Annotated in this window: 15 protein-coding genes; 6 read left to right on the forward strand and 9 right to left on the reverse strand. The window is 75.6% G+C overall.

What is annotated here, in order from left to right; genetic code table 11:
* Positions 1-146: 146 nt before the first annotated feature.
* The gene (locus tag ACFYUY_RS10350; RefSeq protein ID WP_387899835.1) at positions 147-551 is read left to right on the forward strand and encodes a nuclear transport factor 2 family protein; all 405 of its coding nucleotides are present in this window, start codon (positions 147-149) and stop codon (positions 549-551) included.
* Positions 552-555: 4 nt separating this feature from the next.
* Here the strand turns inward: ACFYUY_RS10350 and ACFYUY_RS10355 are convergent, their stop codons facing one another.
* The 3 genes from ACFYUY_RS10355 to ACFYUY_RS10365 all read right to left on the reverse strand — a co-directional run bounded on the left by ACFYUY_RS10355 (position 556) and on the right by ACFYUY_RS10365 (position 3,457).
* The gene (locus tag ACFYUY_RS10355; protein WP_387899837.1) at positions 556-1,623 is read right to left on the reverse strand and encodes an S-adenosylmethionine:tRNA ribosyltransferase-isomerase; all 1,068 of its coding nucleotides are present in this window, start codon (positions 1,621-1,623) and stop codon (positions 556-558) included.
* Positions 1,620-2,384, reverse strand: coding sequence for an SDR family NAD(P)-dependent oxidoreductase (locus ACFYUY_RS10360; RefSeq protein ID WP_387899839.1), 765 nt, complete (start codon positions 2,382-2,384; stop codon positions 1,620-1,622). Before ACFYUY_RS10360 ends, ACFYUY_RS10355 begins: the two co-directional genes overlap by 4 nt.
* Positions 2,385-2,497: 113 nt before the next feature.
* Complete coding sequence (locus ACFYUY_RS10365; protein ID WP_387899840.1) at positions 2,498-3,457, reverse strand: pseudouridine synthase; 960 nt, start codon at positions 3,455-3,457, stop codon at positions 2,498-2,500.
* 133 nt (positions 3,458-3,590) lie between these two features.
* Here ACFYUY_RS10365 and ACFYUY_RS10370 point away from each other — a divergent pair, with 133 nt between their 5' ends.
* Positions 3,591-4,679, forward strand: a complete 1,089-nt coding sequence (locus ACFYUY_RS10370) for a PP2C family protein-serine/threonine phosphatase (RefSeq protein WP_387899842.1) — start codon at positions 3,591-3,593, stop codon at positions 4,677-4,679.
* Positions 4,680-4,765: 86 nt separating this feature from the next.
* The gene (locus ACFYUY_RS10375) at positions 4,766-5,155 is read left to right on the forward strand and encodes a DUF3224 domain-containing protein (RefSeq protein WP_360208119.1); all 390 of its coding nucleotides are present in this window, start codon (positions 4,766-4,768) and stop codon (positions 5,153-5,155) included.
* Positions 5,156-5,263: 108 nt separating this feature from the next.
* On the opposite strand, the gene ACFYUY_RS10380 is transcribed toward ACFYUY_RS10375, so the two are convergent.
* Positions 5,264-6,703, reverse strand: a complete 1,440-nt coding sequence (locus ACFYUY_RS10380; protein ID WP_360208121.1) for a GuaB1 family IMP dehydrogenase-related protein — start codon at positions 6,701-6,703, stop codon at positions 5,264-5,266.
* A 279-nt stretch (positions 6,704-6,982) separates the two neighbouring features.
* Here ACFYUY_RS10380 and ACFYUY_RS10385 point away from each other — a divergent pair, with 279 nt between their 5' ends.
* Together ACFYUY_RS10385 and ACFYUY_RS10390 are read left to right on the forward strand one after the other, a co-directional pair.
* A complete protein-coding gene (locus tag ACFYUY_RS10385; protein WP_387899845.1) occupies positions 6,983-8,491 on the forward strand; it encodes an SDR family NAD(P)-dependent oxidoreductase in 1,509 nt (502 codons plus the stop codon).
* Positions 8,492-8,511: 20 nt separating this feature from the next.
* Positions 8,512-8,961, forward strand: a complete 450-nt coding sequence (locus ACFYUY_RS10390) for an NUDIX domain-containing protein (protein ID WP_360208124.1) — start codon at positions 8,512-8,514, stop codon at positions 8,959-8,961.
* Between the two features lie 141 nt (positions 8,962-9,102).
* On the opposite strand, the gene ACFYUY_RS10395 is transcribed toward ACFYUY_RS10390, so the two are convergent.
* From ACFYUY_RS10395 to ACFYUY_RS10405, 3 genes are read right to left on the reverse strand one after another with little or no spacing between them, the layout of a single operon-like run.
* A complete protein-coding gene (locus tag ACFYUY_RS10395) occupies positions 9,103-11,337 on the reverse strand; it encodes an FtsX-like permease family protein (RefSeq protein ID WP_387899847.1) in 2,235 nt (744 codons plus the stop codon).
* Positions 11,334-12,020 (reverse strand): ABC transporter ATP-binding protein, encoded by a 687-nt coding sequence (locus ACFYUY_RS10400; protein ID WP_360208129.1) that lies wholly within the window; start codon positions 12,018-12,020, stop codon positions 11,334-11,336. Before ACFYUY_RS10400 ends, ACFYUY_RS10395 begins: the two co-directional genes overlap by 4 nt.
* The gene (locus ACFYUY_RS10405) at positions 12,017-12,541 is read right to left on the reverse strand and encodes a PadR family transcriptional regulator (RefSeq protein WP_360208132.1); all 525 of its coding nucleotides are present in this window, start codon (positions 12,539-12,541) and stop codon (positions 12,017-12,019) included. Before ACFYUY_RS10405 ends, ACFYUY_RS10400 begins: the two co-directional genes overlap by 4 nt.
* A 433-nt stretch (positions 12,542-12,974) precedes the next feature.
* Between ACFYUY_RS10405 and ACFYUY_RS10410 the strand changes: the two genes are divergently transcribed.
* Positions 12,975-13,634, forward strand: coding sequence for a hypothetical protein (locus ACFYUY_RS10410; protein ID WP_360208135.1), 660 nt, complete (start codon positions 12,975-12,977; stop codon positions 13,632-13,634).
* A gap of 62 nt (positions 13,635-13,696) precedes the next feature.
* On the opposite strand, the gene ACFYUY_RS10415 is transcribed toward ACFYUY_RS10410, so the two are convergent.
* A complete protein-coding gene (locus ACFYUY_RS10415) occupies positions 13,697-14,377 on the reverse strand; it encodes a YoaK family protein (protein ID WP_360208137.1) in 681 nt (226 codons plus the stop codon).
* A gap of 80 nt (positions 14,378-14,457) precedes the next feature.
* Complete coding sequence (locus ACFYUY_RS10420; RefSeq protein WP_360214764.1) at positions 14,458-15,192, reverse strand: MgtC/SapB family protein; 735 nt, start codon at positions 15,190-15,192, stop codon at positions 14,458-14,460.
* Positions 15,193-15,260: the final 68 nt, after the last annotated feature.

Raw genomic sequence — 15,260 nt, forward strand, 5'->3', positions numbered from 1 at the left:
CGCCGGAGGGCTTTCCTGGTGCCACGGCGGGACAGCCCCCGACCGAACCGACCGGACCCGCCGGACCCGCCGGACCCACCGGACCCACCGGACCCGCCGCACCCACCGCACCGGCCGAACCCACCGGACCGACCCGAGGAGCCACCGTGCAGCAGACCGACGCCCGCACCGTCGTCACCGCCTACGTCACCCTGATCGCCGCGGGTGAGCGCGAGGCCGCCATCGCCCTGTTCGCCGAGGACGCCACCTGGGCCTACCCGGGCGGCCTCGCCCTGTCCCGCGTCTGGCGCGGCAAGAAGGAGATCTTCGGCGACTTCCTCGGCCAGGTCGGCGCCCTGTTCGCCCCCGACGGCCTGCCCCGGATCACCCTGACCAACGTGCTGGCCGACGGCCCGCAGGCGGTCGCCGAGTGGACCACCGAAGGCACCGCCGCCAACGGCTCCGCGTACCGGAACCGCTGCCTGGGCGTGTTCACCGTGGAGGACGGCCTGATCACCGAGGTTCGCGAGTACCTGGACACCCACCACGTCACGCAGACCCTGCTCGCCTGAGCGGTCAGTCGGGCAGCAGCAGGTTCACGTCGCCGAACTCGTGCCACAGGTACCGCTCCCGGACGGCCTCCCGGTAGCAGGCGGCCAGCAGCGGGCGGCCGGCGACGGCGGCCAGCATCAGCAGGTGCGACGCGCGGGGCTCGTGCCAGCCGGTGAGCAGGCCGTCGACGGCCCGGACGCCGCGCTCCGGGGTGATCACCAGCTCCGTCCAGCCGTCGGCCTCCCGGACGGTGCCGTCCGGCCCGGCGGCCGACTCCAGGGCCCGCACCACCGTGGTCCCGACCGCGATCACCCGCCCGCCGCCCGACCGGACGTGCCCCACCAGGCCGGCGGTGGCCGCCGGGACGTGGAACCGCTCGGCGTACGGCGCCTCGTGGGCCTCGGGCGAGGCCACCCCGGTGTGCAGGGTGACGGGCGCGAGCAGCACCCCGCGCCCGGCCAGCCGGGCCACCACCTCGGCGCTGAACGGCCGTGCCGCACTGGGCATCTCGCTGCTGCCGGGGACGGTGGCGAAGACCGTCTGGTAGGCCTCGATCGGCCAGTCGCGGTCCACGTAGCCGTAGCGGATCGCCCGGCCGTGCCGGTCGAGGTAGTCCGGCAGCGGGGCGGGGAGCACGAGTCGGGCGTACCAGAGCCGGGCCGTGAAGGGCCCGGTCAGCTCGGCCGCGCCTCCCGCGGGCAGGGTGATCCGCAGTCCGGGGCGGGCCGGGGTCTCCGCCGGCGGGTAGTAGGCGGCCGCCCGGCCCGGCATCGCCCGGCGCAACTCGACCAGGTGGCCGCCGCGTTCGTCGGGCTGCGCGGAGGACAGGTGCAGGGCGACCGCCGTGCCGTCCGGCAGCCGACCTGGCAGCGCCGCCGGGAGGGTGGCCGAGTTGTTGACCACCAGCAGGTCGCCGGGGCGCAGCACCCCGGGCAGGTCGGTGAAGCGGTGGTGCTCGACGCTCCCCCGGTCGCGCCGGCCGACCAGCATCCGCACCCCGTCCCGCGCCCCGCCGCGCGCCTCCGCCGGTGCGCGGGCGGAGAGTTCGGGCGGAACGGCGACGTCGAGCCGCACCTCCGCGAGGGTGGTCATCGCCCGCCTCGGGCGGCCGCCAGGTCCGCGGCGCGGTAGCGGCCGGAGGCGGCACCGTCGCGCAGCAGGCCGAGCAGCACCGGCGCCACGTCCTCGGGCAGCGGCTCGCCGGAGATGTCCTCGCCGGGGCTGGCCTCCTGGAGCATCCGGGTGCGCATGCTGCCCGGATCCACCGCCCAGACCCGCAACTGCGGCTCCTCCCGGGCGAGTACGGCGGTGGCGAGGTCGAGCGCCGCCTTGCCGGCGCCGTAGCCGCCCCAGCCGGGGTAGGCCACCACGGCGGCGTCCGAGCTGATGTTGAGCACGGCGCCGGCGCGGGCGCGCAGCTGCGGCAGGAGCAGCTGGGTGAGGGCGATCGGGGCGAGCGCGTTGACCTCGAAGGCCTCCAGCAGGTCGGGCAGCGGGAAGTCGGCCAGCCGGGGCAGCGGGTCGGCGCCGGGGGCGCTCGCGCCGTTGAGCGTACCGGCGTTGTTGATCAGGAGGTCGGCGCCGCCGAGCCCCGCGGCGGCCTCGGCCAGGCGGGCGCGGTGGTCGTCGTCGACGACCGAGCCGGGGAGGGCGACGACCTCGGTGACGGCGGCCAGGTCCGCCGCCGCGGCGGCGAGTTCGGCCTCGCCGCGGGCGGTGACCACCAGCTGCCAGCCGTCCGCGGCGAGGGCCCGGGCGAGGGCGAGGCCGAGGCCGCGGGAGGCCCCGGTGACCACGGCGACGGGGGCGGACGTGGGGGCGGGGTCGGGAGCGGTGTGCTGTGCTGCGTTCATGCCCCCACCCTCGCCCCGCCGGGGCCCCGGCCGGATCGGCCGCCGGAACCGGGACCCGCTCCTCCGTTGGCCCTAGACCCTGGCCGCCGGACGGACGCGGCCCGGGGCCGGTCTCAGGCCCCGCTCGGGGAGCCGTCCTGCCAGTGCTGCGGGTCGGTCCAGGCGGCGAGCGTGCGGCGGGTCTCGAAGCGGTGCTCCCGGCCGGTGAGCGGGTCGGTGAACTCGACGGCCGAGGCGAGCAGTTGGAGCGGGCGGCGGAAGTCGTCCGGGGCCGGTTCGGGCAGCACCACCGGGTAGACCGGGTCGCCGAGGATCGGCACCCCGAGCCCGCTCATGTGCAGTCGCAGCTGGTGGGTGCGTCCGCTCAGCGGCCGCAGCCGGTAGTGGCCGAGGCCGTCGCGGTGCTCCGGCAGGTCGATCCGGCTCTCGCTGTTCGGGGGCGCGTCGAGCTCGCGGGCCGCGATCACGCCGCGCTCCTTGAGGATGTGGCTGCGCACGGTGCGCGGCAGGTCCAGCTCGGGGTGGTACGGGGCGACGGCCCGGTACTCCTTGCGGACCAGCCGGTCGCGGAACAGCGTCTGGTAGGCGCCGCGGTCGGCGGGCCGCACCACGAACACGGCCAGGCCGGCGGTGAGCCGGTCGAGCCGGTGCGCGGGGCTGAGCTCGGGCAGGTCGAGGTCGTGCCGCAGCCGGGACAGCGCGGTCTCGACGACGTGCCGGCCGCGCGGCGTGGTGGCCAGGAAGTGCGGCTTGTCGACGACGACCAGGTGCTCGTCCCGGTGCAGCACGGCCAGCTCGAACGGGACCGGGGCCTCGTCCGGGAGGTCGCGGTAGAACCACAGGTGGGTGCCGGGCCGGAACGGCTCGTCGGGGGCGACCGGTCCGTCCGCGCCGACGATCTCCCGGCCCCGCAGCGCCGTGTCGATCCGCTCGGCGCCGACCGCGGCGAGCCGTTCGAGCAGGTAGTCGCGGACGGTCGGCCAGGGGCCTTCGAGCGGCAGCCGCAGGTGCACCGGGTCGACGCCGCGGCGCTGCGGGAGGGGGGAGGCCGGGCGGCGGCTCTTGCGTCTCATCTCGGGGCCCAGCCTAGTCGGCGGGTCCGGGCGGCCCCGGCCGGGCCCGAGGTGCCGCCCGTGGGGAGCCCGGAGAGAGTGGACGGTGGGGCCCTTTCCAGCCGGGTGGGGCCCTTTCCAACCGGGAGGACACGTGCGCGCCGACGGACCGGACGGGATGCCGCCGCTGCACCTGCCGCGGCGCACCCGGCTGCTGTTGCTCTGCGCGTTCCTGCTGCTGGTCGCCGCCGTGGTGGCCGATCTGGTCAGCGGGCCGGGGACGACGCTGTCCCCCGTGCTGGCGGTGGCGCCGGTGCTGGCGGGGGCGACCACCCGCAGTGCCCGGGTGCCGCTGGCGGCGGGCGGGCTGGCGGTGGTGGCCGTCGGGCTGCTGGAGACCACCAACACCGAGCTGCCGACCGAGGTCCACCTCACCGCACTGATCACCGTCCTCGCCGCGACGCTGGCCAGCGCCGCCAACGTGGTGCTGGTGGCGGCGCGGGAGCGGGAGCTCTTCCAGGTCCGCACGGTGGCGGAGGCGGCGCAGCGCGCCCTGCTGCGCCCGCCGCCGGAGCGGATCGGGCCGTTGCGGGTCGCCGTGCGCTACGTCGCCGCGGCCGCCGAGGCTCGGATCGGCGGGGACCTCTACGCCCTGGTGGAGACCCGGCACGGGGTGCGGATCCTGCTCGGGGACGTGCAGGGGCACGGCCTGCCGGCGGTGGAGACGGCGGCGGACGTGCTGGGGGTGTTCCGCGAGGCGGCCCGCACCGAGGCCGATCTCGGGCGGCTCGCCGAGCGGCTGGACGCCGCGCTGGCCGCCCGCCCCGGGGAGGGGCGCTTCGCCACCGCGCTGCTGCTGTCGGTGCCGCCGGGGCGGGAGCCGGTCGCTCTGGTGAACTGCGGCCATCCGCCGCCGCTGCTGCGCCGGGAGGGCCGGGTGAGCGCGCTGGCGCCGCCGGCGGCCGCGCCGCCGCTGGGGCTGCTGGGACTGACCGGCGGCGGGTACCCCGCGGGCCGGTTCGAGGCCCGCCCGGGGGACCTGTTGTTGCTGCACACCGACGGGGTGACGGAGGCGCGGGGCGCCGGGGGCGTCTTCTACCCCTTGGAGGACCGGCTGCCGGGGCTGCCCGCGGGGAGCCCGGCCGACCTGCTGGACGGACTGCTCGCGGACGTCGGGGAGTGGGTCGGTGCCGCCGGTCTGACCGACGACGCGGCACTGCTCGCGATCCGCTGGGAGGCGTGAGGGGCGGCGGTGTCAGTGCCGTGTGCAAGGCTCGGTGCACGGCCGGCGGGGTGCCGGGCGGGACGGATCGTCGAGGGGACGGTGCCATGGGTGGCAGGGCCAGCGGGTCGTTCGAGGTGACGGCGTTCGAGCCGGTCGAGACGGAGGAGCGGGAGGGGGCCGCCTTCGGCCGGATCCGGATCGCCAAGGCGTTCACGGGTGGCCTGTCGGGCGGCAGCGAGGTGCGGATGCTCTCGGTCGGGGGGCCGTCGGGCGCCCCGGCCTCGTACGTCGCGGTGGAGCACGTGACGGGCGAGCTGGACGGGCGGAAGGGCTCGTTCGTCCTGCAGCACTCGGCGTGGGACACCGGCGGCACGACGATCCGGGTGGTGCCGGGCACGGGTGCGGGCGAGCTGGCCGGTCTGACCGGGGAGTTCCACCTGACGGTCGCCGAGGACGGCACCCACCGCTACGTCCTGGACTACGAGCTGGGCTGACCGGCAGCAGGACGGCCCGGGCGCCGGCGGCGAACGGCGGCGAACGGCCGCGGCCGGCCGGCCCCGGGGGTACGGGGTCGGCCGGCCGCGGGCGGGGTGGTCGGTCGATCAGGCCCAGCTGGAGTGCAGCGGCTTGCCCTCGGCGTAGCCGGCAGCGCTCTGGACGCCGATGATCGCCTTCTCGTGGAAGTCCTCGAGGCTGTTCGCGCCCGCGTAGGTGCAGGAGCTGCGCACGCCGGCGATGATCGAGTCGATCAGGTCCTCGACGCCGGGGCGGGCCGGGTCCAGGAACATGCGGGAGTGCGAGATGCCCTCCTCGAACAGCGCCTTGCGGGCGCGGTCGTAGGAGGAGTCCTGGGCCGTGCGGTTGCTGACGGCGCGGGCCGAGGCCATGCCGAAGCTCTCCTTGTACTGGCGGCCGTCGGCGGAGGTCTGGAGGTCGCCCGGGGACTCGTAGGTGCCGGCGAACCAGGAGCCGATCATCACGTTGGAGGCACCGGCGGCCAGCGCCATGGCGACGTCGCGCGGGTGGCGCACGCCACCGTCGGCCCAGACGTGCTTGCCGAGGCGGCGGGCCTCGGCGGCGCACTCCAGGACGGCGGAGAACTGCGGGCGGCCGACGCCGGTCATCATCCGGGTGGTGCACATGGCGCCCGGGCCGACGCCGACCTTGAGGATGTCGGCACCGGCCTCGACGAGGTCGCGGACACCGGCGGCGGAGACGACGTTGCCGGCCACGATCGGGATCTGCGGGTCCAGGCCGCGGACGGCGCGGAGCGCGCTGATCATCGACTCCTGGTGGCCGTGCGCGGTGTCGACCACCAGCACGTCGGCGCCGGCCTCGATCAGGGCCTTGGCCTTGCCGGCGACGTCGCCGTTGATGCCGACGGTGGCGGCGATCCGCAGCTTGCCGGCGGCGTCCACGGCCGGGGTGTAGAGGGTGGCGCGCAGCGCGCCCTTGCGGGTCAGGATGCCGACCAGCCGGCCGTCGCCGTCGACGACGGGGGCGAGCTTGCGGTGCGCCTCGGTGAGCTTCTCGAAGGCGGCGCGCGGGTCGACGTCCTCGGCCAGCAGCAGCAGGTCGCGGGACATGATGTCGGCGAGGCTGGTGAAGCGGTCCACGCCCTGGCAGTCGGAGTCGCTGACGACGCCGACCGGGCGGCCGTCCTCGACGACCACGAGGGCGCCGTGCGCGCGCTTGGGCAGCAGCGACAGCGCCTCCGCGACGGTGGCGCCGGGGGCGAGGGTGATGGGGGTGTCGAAGACCAGGTGGCGCTGCTTGACCCAGGAGACGACCTCGGCGATGACCTCGGTCGGGATGTCCTGCGGGATGGCGACCAGGCCGCCGCGGCGGGCGACGGTCTCGGCCATCCGGCGGCCGGCGATGGCGGTCATGTTGGCGACGACGAGTGGGATGGTGGTGCCGGTGCCGTCGTTGGAGGAGAGGTCGACGCCCTGCCGGGAGCCCACGGCGGAACGGCTGGGGACCATGAAGACGTCGTCGTACGTGAGGTCGTACGAGGGCTTGAGGTCGTTCAGGAAGCGCATGAAGGGGGGCTCTCTGGCTGGGAGAAATTACACCTCGGGTGCGGTTGCGGCGGTGCCGCGGGGCGCACTCGGGCGCCCCGCACCCAACGTTCGATTCTCCGGGACGGTGGGGGCAAAAGCCAGTTCGGGGGCGATTGCTGGCGCTGTACACAAACCATGATCAAAGCTCCGCGCGTAGACATGGAGGATCATCCAAAAGATCGGCCTTTCGCCCCGGCCGGGGCCACTCCCGTAGCATTCACGCGGTAACGGCGAGGCGATCGGGAAGCGGCGACAGGCATGACGGCGGGCGTGGACATCGAGCAGGACCAGGGCGGCACGGACACCGAGGAGGAGATCGACTACGGTCCCGGCCTCGACCCCGAGCGCCTGCGGCTCTGCCTGGACGTGCTCGCCGAGCTCGACGGACTGCACGTCGACCACCCGGACGCGATCACCGTCCGCCAGGCCGTCGGCGGGGTGTTCCGCACCCTCAAGCAGCGCCGCCGCCAGGAGACCCGGGCCCGCAAGACCGCCAACGACCGTGCGGTGACCGCCCGCACCGCCACCGGCGCCCCCACCCGGATCGACGACGAGACCGCCGGCGCCTTCGGTCTGACCACGGCCACCACCACCGAGATCGCCGGCATCCTCGAGCGGCCCCGCTCCTGCTACACCTGCAAGGGCCGGTACGTCGAGGTCGACGCGTTCTACCACAACCTGTGCCAGCCCTGCGCGGCGAAGAACCGGGCCCACCGGGACGCCCGGGCCGACCTCACCGGCAAGCGCGCGCTGCTCACCGGCGGCCGGGCCAAGATCGGGATGTACATCGCGCTGATGCTGCTGCGCGACGGCGCCCACACCACCATCACCACGCGCTTCCCCAACGACGCGATCCGCCGCTTCACCGCGATGCCGGACAGCGCCGACTGGATCCACCGCCTCAAGGTCGTCGGCATCGACCTGCGCGACCCGGCCCAGGTCCTGGCGCTCGCCGACGAGGTCGCCGCGGACGGCCCGCTGGACATCCTGATCAACAACGCCGCGCAGACCGTCCGGCGCCCGCCGGAGTCCTACCGCGAGCTGATCGCCGCCGAGTCCGCGCCGCTGCCGGCCGGCGAACTGCCGCAGTCCACCACCATCGGGCGGTTCGGCAGCGGCAGCGTCGACCTGCCCGCGCTCCCCCACCAGGCGGGCGAGGACGACCGGCGGATGGCCGCCGAGGACGTCACCTCGCTGGCCCTGGTCACCGGCTCGGCGACGCCCGACCGGATCGCGGCCGGCACCGCGATCGACGCCGGCGGCCTGGTGCCCGACCTCGCACCCACCAACAGCTGGGTGCAGACCGTCAGCGAGGTCGGCCCGATCGAGCTGCTGGAGGTGCAGCTCTGCAACTCCACCGCGCCGTTCATCCTGATCAGCCGGCTGCGTCCGGCGATGGCCGCCTCGGCCTCGCGCCGCAAGTACGTGGTCAACGTCTCCGCGATGGAGGGCGTGTTCCACCGCGGCTACAAGGGCGCCGGCCACCCGCACACCAACATGGCCAAGGCCGCGCTCAACATGCTCACCCGCACCAGCGCGCAGGAGATGTTCGAGGCCGACGGCATCCTGATGACCGCCGTCGACACCGGCTGGATCACCGACGAGCGGCCGCACCCGGACAAGATGCGTCTCGCCGACGAGGGCTTCCACGCCCCGCTCGACCTGGTCGACGGCGCCGCCCGGGTGTACGACCCGATCGTCCGCGGTGAGCAGGGCGAGGACCTGTACGGCTGCTTCCTCAAGGACTACGACCGCTCCAACTGGTGACCACCGAAGGAGAACGCGAGTTGACCCACGCACCGCTGCTCGGCGCCGGGATCATCGTGCCCACCGGCGACGGCCGGGTCCTGATCGGCCGTCGGACCACCGCCGGTGAACCGCCCACCTGGAGCCTTCCGGGCGGGAAGGTCGATCCGGGCGAGTCCTTCGAGGAGACCGCGGCGCGGGAGCTCGCCGAGGAGACCGGCATCGTGCTGGCCGCCGGGGAGATGCGGGTGCTCGCTCTGCTGCTCGACCACGAGCTCGGCCGGCCCCGGCTGACCGCCGCCGTGCTGGCGCCGCCGAGCCTGGCCGAGGCCGTCGTCACCGAGCCGCACGCCTGCGGCGGCTGGGAGCGCTTCCCGGTGGACGCCCTGCCGGAACCGATGTTCTACCCGTCCGGGCTGGTGCTGGACAGCTGGCTGCCGGGCGCCGGCGTCACCCGCCGCCCGGGGACGCACGGCTACCCGGTCGGCTGACGGCGCGCCGCGGCCGTCCGGGCACGGGACGCGCCGGTGCCCCGGGACTCCCCTGTGGTCCCGGGGCACCGGCCGTCGCGGGGGCGTGGTCCGCCCACGGCGGGTCAGCCGTCGCGGGGACGATCCCGGCCGTGGCGGCCGTCAGCCGTTGCGGGCCGCCTCGGGCCCGGTGATCCGCTTCAGCAACGGCAGCGTCGAGGCGATGATCCCCAGCGAGGCGACCAGCCCGAAGGCCGTCAGCCCGTAGTAGACCGCGCCCGGCGACACCAGGTCGTACTCCATCTGCGACTTGAGGAACATGGCCGCCGCCGCGAAGCCCGTCCCGATGGCCACCCCCGACACCAGCAGCAGCGGCAGCGCGCTCTCCAGGCCGATCACCCGTTGCAGCAGCCCCAGCGGGGCTCCGGTCAGCCGCAGCATCGCGAACGGCCGGCGGCGGTCGGAGAGTCCGGCCACCACGCTGACCGCGAGGCTGCAGCCGGCGATCGGCAGGGTGGTCAGCAGCACCACGTCGGCCAGCTGGCGCCAACCGGCGAGCTCCTTCTGGAAGGCGGTGCCCCAGTCCTGGACCATCCGGGCCTGGTAGGTCGGATAGGCCCTGGTGAAGAGGGTGCGCAGCTGCTCCATCGCGGCGGACGAGCCGTCGGTGGTCGCGTAGATCATCTTCACCGGCAGCCCGGCGACCTCCTCCGCGGGGACCGGCACGGCCGGCCACTCCTGCTCCTCGGCCGCCGCGCGCAGGCTGACGAACTGGAACACCGGGACGGCCGCGACGCTCGCCCCGGGGGCGCAGTGGCCGAGCACCGGCACCTGCGCCAGCTCCGAGCAGAGCACCAGCGCCGGTGCGAAGCGCGGCGGGTCCGCCGGGTCCCGGCCGACCCCGGTCGGGTTGGTGTGCGCCAGTGCGAGCCCCCGGAAGCCGGGGACGGCCCGGGCGTCCGCCAGGAGGCCGTCGGAGACCCGGTCGATCGCCTGCGGGTCCAGGATGTCCCGGGAGGTGTGGACGACCGAGGCGCGGGTCTTCGGATCGCCGCTCAGAGCGCCGCGGTTGTCGTTGATGGTGCCGATGATGCAGACCGTCGCCGTGGTGACGAACAGGGCCAGCACCAGGCCCGCCACCGAGCGGAACCCGGCCTTCGGGTCGTCCGCGAGCCGGCGCACCGCGATCAGCGCGGCCGGGCGGCTGGTGCGCCGGGCCACTGCCCGGGCGGCGGCCATGGTCAGCCACGGTCCGGCGACCACCAGCCCGAGCATCACCAGCAGGAAGCCGGTGAGGTAGGCGGCGGTCTGCCCGTTGGTGGTGGCCGGCCGGTGGCCCACGAAGACCCCGAGCTCGACCAGGCCGAGCGCCAGCGGGACGAGCCGCCAGGCCCGCGGCGGCTTCGGCGTCACCCGCCGGGAGACGCCCAGCGGCGAGATGGTGACCCGGCGCAGGGCGAGCCGGGCGGCCAGCGCCGCGGCGACGGGCACGCCCAGGGCCACCCCGAGGGCCTGCGGCGCGCCCAGCCCGAGGTCGCCGGCGAAGAAGCGGTCCCCCGTGAAGGGCACGGCGGCCACCAGCGGGCGCAGCGCGTAGGAGAGGCCGAAGCCGGCGGCGGTGCCGATCACCGAGGCCACCGTGGACTCGACCGCCGAGACCACCGAGATCTGCCCGGGGGTCGCGCCGACCAGCCGCATCGCGGCGAAGCGCTGCTCGCGGGTGGCGGCGGACAGCCGGGTCGCGGTGCCGATGAAGATCAGCACCGGGAAGATCAGCGCGCCCGCCACCGTGGAGAGGATCAGCGTCATCGCGTCGCCGCGCACGCCCTCGCCGTAGCAGTCGCTGTCGCACTCGGCGGGGACGCCGGTGGCGATGGTGGTGACCCGGGTGGCCCGCGGCGCGGCCGCGACCTCCTCGGCGGTGCGCCCGACGATGACCGTGAGGGTGTCCGGGGAGGGCAGTGCGGCGTCGCCCAGGACGCCGGCCGACCGGCCCGGGAGGCGGTCCGCGAGCTGGACGCCCGGGACGCCGCGGAGCAGCTTCGCCAGTGCGGGTGAGGCGTAGTACTCGCCGGGCGCCGGCAGCCGGTCCAGGCCGGGCGGGACGGGCGAGGTGGGCCCGGTGGCCGCGACGTCGACCTCGAAGATCCTCCGGCCCTGGTAGTAGTCGTCGTGGGCGTACCACCAGAGCGGGTCGACCGGGGCGGTGTCGGTGCGGCTCTTCGTCCCGGTGTTCATCCAGTGCTGGCGCTCGTTGGCCTTGCCGATCGCGTTGACGCCGGCGAGCGTGGACAGCAGCAGGCCGACGCCGATCGCCACGGCGGCCGCGATCATGACCAGGCGGGCGACGGCCTCGCGGCCGCCGCTGACGGCCAGGCGGAGCGAGAAGAGGATCACCGGACCACCGCGCCGGCGGAGATCGTCCGGGCCCGGCCGTCGCGCACGACGGCCTCGCGGTCGGCGTAGGAGGCGACCCGCGGCTCGTGGGTGACCAGGATGACGGTGGTGCCCTGCTCGCGGGCCGAGTCGACCATCAGCTCCATCACCTGCTCGCCGGTCAGCGAGTCCAGCGCGCCGGTCGGCTCGTCGGCGAACAGCACCTGCGGACGGGCCACCAGGCCGCGTGCCAGGGCGACGCGCTGGGCCTGACCGCCCGACAGCTCACCGGAGCGGCGTTGCTCCATGCCGTCCAGGCCGAGCCGGGCGAACCAGGGCCGGGCCTCGGCCAGCGCGGACGCCCGCCGCACTCCGTTCAGCAGCAGCGGCAGGGCGACGTTCTCCTCCGCCGTCAACTCCGGCACGAGCTGGCCGAACTGGAAGACGAAGCCGAACGCGTCCCGGCGCAGGGCGCTGCGTCGGGACTCGGGCATGGTGTCCAGGCGCTGACCGTTGAAGTGCACCTCGCCCGCGTCCGGCACCAGGATGCCGGCCAGGCAGTGCAGTAAGGTCGACTTCCCCGAGCCGCTGGGGCCCATGACGGCGAGCACCTCGCCGGCCGCCACGGACAGGCTGGCCCCGCGCAGGGCGGGCGTCTCGCCGAAGGCGAGGGTGACGTCGCGGGCCTCGATCACGGCGGTCACGGGCGCACCGCCTCGGCGAGCGCGTCCAGGCGGGCGGCGGTGAGGTCGATCCAGCGCAGGTCCGCCTCCAGGTGGAACAGCCCGTGGTCGGCGAGCAGCGCGTCCACCAGGGCTCCGCTGCGGCGCAGTTCGGTGAGTTCGCGCATCCGGCGCAGGTGGGCGGCGCGCTGGGTGTCCAGGTACTCCTCGGCGTCGCGGCCCAGCATCAGGGCCAGCACCACCTTGGTGAACAGCGTGCTCTGCAGGGTGGGTTCGGGTGCGACCGGGTCCTTGAGCCAGGTCTCGAACTCCGTCACCCCCGCCTCGGTGATCACGTAGCGCTTGCGCTCGGGCCCGTCGCCGGGCTCGGCCTCGCCGGCCACCACCTTGCCGTCCCGGGCCAGCCGGCCGAGGGTCGCGTACACCTGACCGTACGGCAGGGGCTTCCCCCGCCCGAAGAACTCGTCGTAGTCGCGCTTGAGGTCGTAGCCGTGGCTCGGCTCTCGCTCCAGCAGCCCCAACAGGGTCAAAGGAACACTCATGGGGAGACCATACCCCAGGCGTATACTCCGAGTGTATAGCTGGCGAGAATACGCCCATGAGCTGCGGAAACACCGAGGAGAGGGTGCGGGCGGGCAGGAGGCGGCCCCACGTCCGACCCCTGCACCGCACCCGGCCCGGCACCCCCACGGTCGACCGGACCCGGCCGCGCCCCGGCACGAGGGGGCGGCCGGACCAAGCCTGCCCCGGACGCGCACCGGCTGCCGAGGGCCGAACGTCCCGGATGCGGGCGGCCCTCGACCGCTCCGGTGGTCCCGGCCCGTCCGGCGCGGGCCCGGGCCGGTGGTCCCGATGGTCCCGGTGGTACGAGCCCGCACGACTCTTGTGCCCGGGCGTCCACCGGGGGAGATTGGGTGAAGAACTCCGGCGGGCGCCACCGCCGTTCCGCCCCGACGCCACTGAGGAGCCGTCACCGTGCCCGACTCACCGCGCCCGGCCCGGCCCGCCTCGCCCCTGCGGCGAACCGGCCGCCGGCTGCGGTGGGCCCTCGGCGCCGGAACCGACCCCCTGCTCCGGCCCGTCGACCGGGCCCGCTCCCGCGCCTGGCTGGCCGCCCTCCTCGGGGCGCTGCTCGCCCTGGCGCTGACCGCCGGCGGCGCCCTGGTCGGCTACCGGACCGCCGTTCCCCGGGCCGACGCCGACCGCGGGCTGCTGCGCGTCGTGGACGCCGTCGTGCTGAGCGTCCCCGAGGACCACCGCGCCGTCTCCGGCAGCCGCTTCGGCGGCAGGCACCACGACCGCGTCGACGTCGAGGCCCGCTGGACGTCCCCCGACGGCGTCCCGCACACCGGGACCGTCCAGGCGCCGCGCGCGACCACCGCCGGGTCGGTGCTGCCCGTCTGGGTCGACCGGGCCGGGGAGCCGACCGGGCCCCCGCTCGACCACACCGCGATCGCCGTCTCGGCCGCCTGCACCAGCCTCGGCGCCCTGCTCGCCCTGCTGGCCCTGCTCGTCCTCGCCCTGCGGCTGCGCCTGCACACGCTGGAGCGCCGCACCGACGAGGCCTGGAGCCGCGACTGGGCCCGCCTCGAACCCCTCTGGAGCGGCCGCGCCGGCCACCGCCAGGACGACTGACCCGACGCCATGACTCGGCCCGACCTGGCCCGAACTGCCCTGATGCGGCCCGGGCCGGCGCCTCAGAGCGGGTCGGTCCAGCCGGGCGGCGCGGCGTGCGGCCGGGCGGCCCGGTGGGTGAGCGCGGCGACCAGGACGAGGAGGGCCACCGCCAGGGCCAGCGCGGCGGGGACGTCGGTGTGCAGGACGAGCACGGCGCCGAGCAGCGCACCGGCGAACATCCAGGCCGCGGAGGCCAGCCGGCGCGGCCCGGTGCGGTCGGCGGCGAGGGCGGTGATGGTCATGGTGAGCACCGTGGTGGTCAGGTCCGGCACCTTGAGCGAGCGCACCACCGCGTTCTGCCCGCCCATCGCGAAGCCGAGCAGGCCGATCAGGGTGTAGCGGACCGGGTCGGAGCCGTGCCCGGCGACGGCCGCCAGGACGGTGCCCGCCGCGACGAGCACCGCCTGCGCGGTGACCGCCGTGCTCAGTAGGTGCCCGCGGTGGCCGGGCAGCCGCTCCGCGAGGCGGCCGCCGGCCAGCGCGCCCAGCAGGAAGGCGCCGAGGGCGGCCAGCGAGGCGGTGGCGGAGAGTCCGGGGGCGCCGGCCAGGGCGAAGCCGAGGAAGACCACGTTGCCGGTCATGTTGGCGACGAAGACGTGCCCGAGTTCGAGGTAGCTGACCGCGTCCACCACGCCGGTGACGAGGGTGAGCACCAGCAGCATCGGCACGAGCGGTCCGTGCCTGGGGTCGGGTGTGGGCATCGGACCTCCCGGTGTCGGTGCTGGGTCGTTGGCGTGACGGTACCTCCGCTCCGCGGGCCGTCCCGGTCGCCGGGCTCGTGCTAGGCGAGCGCCGGGCGGTCCGGGTCGTCGGGCTCCTCCTCCAGGTGCCAGTGCAGGTCACGGACGCCGGGTTCGAGGGAGAGCCGGCTGACGACCTGTTCGAGGGCGGGGGCGACCTGTCCGGTGACGGCGACGGTGGCGCGCAGGCTGGTGGCCTCCCCGTGGTCGGCGCGCCGGGCGCGCAGACCGGTGGGGGCGAGGCCGGAGGCGGCCAGGGCCTGCAGCAGCAGGGCGCGGATGTGGGTCTCCGAGGTGCGCTCGCACTCCACGTGGACGGTGGCCCGGTTGGTGGAGTCCGGGTCGCTGCCGGACTGCGGCGCCCGGTCGAGCAGCCGCCCGGCCGGGCGCAGGACGAGGTGGACGGCGAGCACGGCCAGGGTGCCGAGGACGGCCAGTTCGAGCTTGCCGGCCGCGGCGAGCACCCCGACGGCCGCCGAACACCACAGGGTGGCCGCCGTGTTGAGGCCGCGGACGCCGGCTCCGTCGCGCAGGATGACGCCGCCGCCGAGGAACCCGATGCCCGAGACGACGTAGGAGGCGACCCGGGTGGGGCTGCCGACGTCGACGACGGCCTCGCTGTACAGGACGAACAGGGTCGCCCCGGCGGCGACCAGGGCGTTGGTGCGCAGGCCGGCCATCCGGGCCCGCCACTGGCGTTCGATGCCGATCAGCGCGCCGCAGGCGATACCGGTGGCGAGCCGGACCAGGAAGTCGACGGTGGTCAGGGTGTGCACGACGGCACCTCCTTCGCTCGGGGGCGGACGGGCCGCGGGCTGCTGCCCGCCCGCCGGGGCGGTCTGGC

The sequence above is a fragment of the Kitasatospora sp. NPDC004745 genome, from assembly GCF_042873275.1.
Lineage (GTDB): Bacteria > Actinomycetota > Actinomycetes > Streptomycetales > Streptomycetaceae > Kitasatospora.